Origin of the sequence: Crenobacter oryzisoli, assembly GCF_030385785.1 — a bacterium.
GTDB classification, from domain to species: Bacteria; Pseudomonadota; Gammaproteobacteria; order Burkholderiales; family Chromobacteriaceae; genus Crenobacter_A; species Crenobacter_A oryzisoli.
In genome coordinates this window covers 1-4,016 of the sequence record NZ_JAUEDK010000096.1, presented here as the reverse complement: position 1 = coordinate 4,016, position 4,016 = coordinate 1, and the positions used below count along the sequence as shown (strand labels likewise).

Here is a 4,016-nt window from a genome sequence, read left to right as displayed (position 1 = left end):
TAGGTCGGGTGTGGAAGCGCTGTGAGGCGTTAAGCTAACCGATACTAATTGCTCGTGAGGCTTGATCCTATCATTTGAGGTACTTCGTGGTGTGAAGTACAGGTGATGTGCGACGAGACGCAATCAAAACTACCAAGTAACGCTTGAATTCAATACGGTGACGTGACAACGGCACCGGGCTTCGACAGTTTGTACAAGTTAATGTCTGGCGGCCATAGCGAGGTGGTCCCACGCCTTCCCATCCCGAACAGGACCGTGAAACGCCTCTGCGCCGATGATAGTGTGGCATTCGCCATGTGAAAGTAGGTCACCGCCAGACTCCCCACACCACAAGCCCAGCTCATAGAGCTGGGCTTTGTGCTTTACGGCGACGGAAAGCCCGGCGCGCCATAACCCTCCAGCCCGCCCATATTGAGTCGCCTTAAGACTCTTGGGAGCATCGTGTCCACTTAATTTCTTGGTGGACATATGGATACCTTGCACCTTCCGTAAGCACCCGACCAATACCGTCTGGTACCCCACCATAAATTGATGAGAATGATGTCCATCACATGATTAATGGACATCATCTTGGATTCAGCCACCCCAGCCAAGCGTCATCGGCGCCCCAATTTCCCGCTCGACTTCAAGCGCCACTTGGTCGAAGCCTCGTTTGAACCTGGCGTCTCCGTAGCGCGACTAGCCCGCGAGCACGACCTCAACGCCAACGTCCTGTTCAACTGGCGCACCCAATATCGGCAAGGCAAGCTGGGACCAATTGCCAATCCGGTCGTGATCCCCATCCGCATCTTGCCCGAGCCGGTGTCCGATAGGGACGCGTTCGCCACCGAACCTGCCCAGCTCGAAGTGATCCTGCCCAAGGGACGGCTGCACATTCAGGGCCGCCCCGACCCCATCACCTTGCGGCTGGTCATCGAGGCCCTCGGCGGATGCTGAGCCTGCCCGCCGGCACGCAAGTCTGGCTGGTCGCCGGTCATACCGACATGCGGCGTGGCTTCGACGGACTGATCGCCATCGTGCAAAGCACGCTGGCGCAGAACCCGTTCTCCGGCCACGTGTTCGTGTTCCGTGGCCGGCGCGGCGACCGCATCAAGGTGCTATGGTGGTCCGGAGACGGGCTGTGTTTGTTCGCCAAGCGGCTTGAGCACGGTCGTTTCGTCTGGCCCGCAGCCGAAGGGGGCGCCGTCCACCTGAGTGCGGCGCAACTGGCGATGCTGCTCGAAGGGATCGATTGGCGCCGCCCCGTACGGACTTGGACGCCCACTGCGGTCTGAACCCACCCCCGGTTTCCTGATGTCGTCAGCATGAGTACACTGTCTCCATGCTGACTGCCGACACCCTGCCCAACGATATCGCAGCCCTCAAGGCTTTGGTGTTGGCGCACGCTCAGCGTGAGCAGCACATGCAGGCGACCGTTCAACAACTGGAACTGACCATCGCCGCGCGTGGCGAAGAAATCGAACGACTCAAACTCCTCATCGCCAAGCTGCAGCGCATGCAGTTCGGTCGCCGCTCCGAGAAACTCGCGCGTCAGATCGAGCAATTGCAGCTGGAGCTGGAAGAGCTGCAAACCGCCGAAGCGGAACAAGCACCGGTGGCGGCGATCAGCGCCGAGGCGCCTGAGCGCAAATGCCCCAGCCGCCGCCCCTTACCCGACCATCTGCCGCGCGACATCCACACGCATCAGCCCGAGCATCTCGCTTGCCCGGACTGCGGTGGTGCCTGGCGCCCGCTGGGCGAAGATGTATCGGAAGTCCTGGAGTATGTGCCGGCCAGCTTCCGTGTCATCCGCCATGTGCGCCCCAAGTTCAGCTGCGCCTGCTGTGCCCGCGTGATGCAGGCGCCGGCGCCAAGCCGCCCGATCGAACACAGCTTCGCCGGCCCCGGCCTATTGGCACACGTGCTGGTGGCCAAGTTTGCCGATCACCTGCCGCTGTATCGGCAGAGCCAGATGTACGCTCGCGAAGGCGTTGAACTGGATGACAGTACGCTGGCCGATTGGGTCGGCGCCTGCAGCCGTTTGCTACGACCTATGATCGATGCGCTGCGCCGGCATGTGCTGAGCGCTGACAAACTGCACGCCGATGACACGCCGGTTCCGGTGTTGGCGCCGGGCAAGGGCCGCACCAAGACCGGCCGGTTGTGGACCTATGTACGTGACGACCGGCCCGCCGGCGCAGAAGCGCCACCCGCCGTCTGGTTCGGCTACTCGCCGGATCGTCAGGGCGAGCACCCGCAAAGCCATCTCAAAGACTTCGTCGGCACCCTGTAAGCTGGTGGCTACGCCGGCTTCGGCAAGCTGTACGACATGGGGCGGATTCAGGAAGCGGCGTGCTGGGCGCATGTGCGGCGCAAATTCTACGATCTGCATGTGGCCCGGCCGTCGCCGATCACGCAAACCGCGCTGGAGCAGATCGCCGCTTTGCATGCGGTTGAAGCCGAGCTTCGCGGCAGCCCGCCCGAACAGCGCAGAGCAGTCCGGCAAGCCCGCAGCCGGTCTCGACTGCTCGATTTCCATGCTTGGTTGCATGCTCAGTTGGACAAGTTATCGCGCAAATCCGATCTGATTGGCAGCGCCAAGCTGAACGGCCTCGGCCCGGAGGCCTACCTGCGGCACGTACTGGGCGTGATTGCCGACTACCCGGTCAATCGGACTGCCGATCTCTTGCCATGGAATGTGGCACTGGCTCAGCCCACTTCGGCAACGACAGCCTCGCTTTAATACTCACTCACACCGCCCTCTCAAAATCGGCAAGACGGTACTGACCGGGCCGTTACGGATGAACTGCAAGCTGGCATTGAGTTTGCGCTTGCAGTTCTTTACACAGGTTGACCGAAAAGTGCGATGGGTTATGGCGCAAGCGCCTCCATCCGACACAAGCCGACCTCTGCCTCTGACCTTCGTCGCATCAAAAAAGCGGCCAAGTGGCCGCCTTTTGACCGAACCATGCGTCTACTCCCGTACCAGCATCCGCGGCAGCACCAGCCCATGCAACATCAACGCTAGTCCTGCCGCCCCCGCACATAGCCACCACAACAGTGGTCCGTCGAACTGGCCGTACGCCCAGGTCCCTAGCGCCGGCGCGAACAGCATCTGGCCGGACCAGGCCGCGTTGTAGATGCCCATGTATTGGCCGCGCTGCCTGCCCTCTGAGCGCAGCATCAGGATCGCCGCCCAAGTCGGCGACATCAGCATCTCGCCCGCTGTCAGCACCGCCATCGATGCCAGTGCCCACGGCGCGCCGTGGCCGAGGTTCAGCACCAGGAACGCTGCGCCGACGCAGACTACGCCGGCGTGCGAGCTGCGCGTCAGTCCCCAGTGGCCGACCCGGTGCGCGATCGGCAGCTGCAGGCCGACCACCATCAGGCAGTTGAGCGTGAACAGGTAGCCCACCCATTGCGGGCCCAACTGGTAGTGCTCGCGCAGGAACAGGCCGAGTGTGCCGTGTGCAGGAGGATGTGTCGGTGGTGATAGTCGAACCGGCACCGGGCTTGGGCCAAGTCGATAGAGTCCACGGAAGTGGTGTAAATGCAGGCCGATGGTAGAAGGCCATCGAAGAACTCCGGTAAGGTCGATTTTGCGAAGAATCAGACTTACCCAAAGGAGAACTCGATGGCCAACGACAGCATGGTATTTATGGAACGGCTGAAGCAACAGGGCGGGGGCGATTTTTTGCGCTCTCTGGTGGAATCGGTGCTCGCCGACCTGATGGAATGCGAGGTCACCAACCAGATCGGTGCTGACCGGCATGAGCGCAACGGGGATCGCCAAGCCTATCGGAATGGCTACCGTGACCGCACCTTGCACAGCCGACTCGGCACGCTCGAACTGCAAGTACCGAAGCTGCGCAGCGGCACTTACTTCCCGTCCTTTCTCGAACCCAGACGCTTAGCCGAACAGGCGCTCGCCGCCGTGGTGCAGGAAGCCTGGATCAATGGGGTCTCGACCCGCAAGGTCGACGAACTGGTGCAGGCGATGGGCATGACCGGCATCTCGAAGAGCCAGGTGTCCGAGC

The 4,016-nt window shown here is 61.8% G+C and carries 4 protein-coding genes, 1 rRNA gene and 1 pseudogene; 5 read left to right on the top strand and 1 reads right to left on the bottom strand.

What is annotated here, in order from left to right:
* The first annotated feature begins 204 nt into the window (after positions 1 to 204).
* The 4 genes and pseudogenes from rrf to tnpC all read left to right on the top strand — a co-directional run bounded on the left by rrf (position 205) and on the right by tnpC (position 2,722).
* Positions 205 to 319, top strand: a 5S ribosomal RNA gene (gene rrf, locus QU481_RS23480).
* Positions 320 to 570: 251 nt separating this feature from the next.
* Complete coding sequence (tnpA, locus tag QU481_RS23475) at positions 571 to 936, top strand: IS66-like element accessory protein TnpA (RefSeq protein ID WP_289832365.1); 366 nt, start codon at positions 571 to 573, stop codon at positions 934 to 936.
* On the top strand, positions 930 to 1,274 hold the full coding sequence (gene tnpB, locus QU481_RS23470; protein ID WP_289832364.1) for an IS66 family insertion sequence element accessory protein TnpB: 345 nt from the start codon (positions 930 to 932) through the stop codon (positions 1,272 to 1,274). The genes tnpA and tnpB overlap by 7 nt, the downstream gene beginning before the upstream one ends.
* A gap of 47 nt (positions 1,275 to 1,321) precedes the next feature.
* Positions 1,322 to 2,722 (top strand): annotated as a pseudogene (gene tnpC / locus QU481_RS23465) (IS66 family transposase).
* 231 nt (positions 2,723 to 2,953) lie between these two features.
* Here the strand turns inward: tnpC and QU481_RS23460 are convergent.
* On the bottom strand, positions 2,954 to 3,487 hold the full coding sequence (locus QU481_RS23460) for an MFS transporter (RefSeq protein ID WP_289832363.1): 534 nt from the start codon (positions 3,485 to 3,487) through the stop codon (positions 2,954 to 2,956).
* A gap of 126 nt (positions 3,488 to 3,613) precedes the next feature.
* Between QU481_RS23460 and QU481_RS23455 the strand changes: the two genes are divergently transcribed.
* Positions 3,614 to 4,016: transposase (locus QU481_RS23455; protein ID WP_289832362.1), on the top strand; the 403-nt coding region annotated here is incomplete at its 3' end.

Bases quoted from the DNA above. Each gene is read 5' to 3' on its own strand.
- tnpB (WP_289832364.1), top strand. From the start codon at position 930: ATGCTGAGCCTGCCCGCCGGCACGCAAGTCTGGCTGGTCGCCGGTCAT.